The sequence below is a fragment of the Neisseria sp. Marseille-Q1983 genome, assembly GCF_018224585.1.
GTDB classification, from domain to species: domain Bacteria; phylum Pseudomonadota; class Gammaproteobacteria; order Burkholderiales; family Neisseriaceae; genus Neisseria; species Neisseria polysaccharea.
In genome coordinates this window covers 1-1565 of the sequence record NZ_JAGTUI010000095.1, presented here as the reverse complement: position 1 = coordinate 1565, position 1565 = coordinate 1, and the positions used below count along the sequence as shown (strand labels likewise).

General features: G+C 37.8%; 1 protein-coding gene and 2 pseudogenes. All 3 read right to left on the bottom strand.

Translation table 11 applies throughout. The annotated features are described in order from the left end of the window. Positions 1-262: pseudogene (locus KEM39_RS11215) on the bottom strand (hypothetical protein); the annotation flags it as partial. 250 nt (positions 263-512) lie between these two features. Further along, a complete protein-coding gene (locus KEM39_RS11210; protein ID WP_025457416.1) occupies positions 513-989 on the bottom strand; it encodes a hypothetical protein in 477 nt (158 codons plus the stop codon). Positions 990-993: 4 nt separating this feature from the next. Continuing rightward, positions 994-1565, bottom strand: a pseudogene (locus KEM39_RS11775) (hypothetical protein); the annotation flags it as partial.

Here is a 1565-nt window from a genome sequence, read left to right as displayed (position 1 = left end):
TCGGCATAGACGGTCGTACCTTCGGGCAGTCCTTCCAACAAAGGCGAGAGGTGGTTGCACTCATGGGTATTGGCGGGGATGATATGCAGTTTCTCGATATAGCCTTCCTCATCGGTACGGGTATAAGGTAACGGGTTCTTTGACGGTTCAGGTAGTGTTCGATAGGCTGCCAATCAATCACCTAATCCAACTTCAATAGTGGGAAGCGGTCGATGTGTTTGGCAATCATGGCTTGTGCGGTTTGCCGGAACAAGGTGCTCATGAGAAATCCCCTAAATGTCTTGGTGGTAATTTAGGGGATTTTGGGGGGATTTTGCAAAGGTCTCAGCCCGTGTATTGGATTGACCGGGCGGCCGGCAGCGGCGGCGGCACCCTTACAGGACAAACAGGTTTTAGGGGAGAGTCTTTTGCTGAACTTGCCGTTCATACGACCTTGCAGGAGCATTAGGGCTTGAATCAACCTACGTTTGCTTAATAATTTGCTATTTATAGATAGTTTTTTATTTTAAAAGCTATTCTTTCACTCCAACGGAAACAGATAACACATTTTCTTCATTGTCGAGTAGAGATATATCAATAATTTTATCTATTTTATTATTAAAAAATTTTAAACAGTAAAAATTAGGCTTGTTTATTAATTCTAGCCAATTACTAATATTTTTTCTTTTAATAATAAATAAAGGGAATAATTCTATTGGTGTTTTAGCTGAATCATTTATTCCACCATAAAAGTATACATATATAATATCATTTTCCTCTGGTATTAAAAAATTTAATATTTCATTTTTTATCGATAAGCTAAAATTTACTTTTGATAATTCTATACTTTTATAGGATACGAAAACACGATTGATTATTTCACACGAAAATGGATATGGAATAAATTTTTCAGAATTCAAAATCAAACTATTCAAAAAATAATTTTCTTTCATTTTTTTTATTAAATTATTCTGTTTTAAAGTAAAAATCTTATCTTTTAAGGCAGTCATAATACTATTTCCTATGTTGTACAGTTACATTATCTTTGTAGTATTTCCAAGAAAATGTACCATTCCCATTTTTTCTTTTTTGAACAAGATTTCCATCCATTTTTGCGGTACCTACATGCCAGTGTGGACAAGGATGTTTTGCATCAGAGGGATGGTGTGAAACAATGAGTGGTGTTCGTGAACCATTTGGATTTTTATACATATATTGTTCCCAGTTAGGTATTATATTTTGTGCAATAGGGGTTGAACTTGTTGGAATACCAGCTTCTTTTAAGGCAATAGTTCTAGCTGCATTTTTTGTGGGAAATTGTGAACAAGGGTCTTGCTCGTCTTTATTGCATCGCCCAACAGCAGTATGCGATTTTGACCGGGAAGCAACAATCGCAGCCGCTGCATTGTTAGCAGCCGCAGCATGTTGATGCCCAGCAGTTGCTACTGAACTGCCAAAGCCGCCAGAACTGGGAATAGTTCCTGCAAAGCCGAATAATCCCAACGGGTCAACCCACCCCTTTACATTCGGTGCAAACTGATAAACGTTAAAGCCGCCTTCCAACCCAATCGGATCCTGATTCACAA

Coding starts and splice junctions, on each gene's coding strand:
- KEM39_RS11210 (WP_025457416.1), bottom strand. CDS start 989: ATGACTGCCTTAAAAGATAAGATTTTTACTTTAAAACAGAATAATTTA.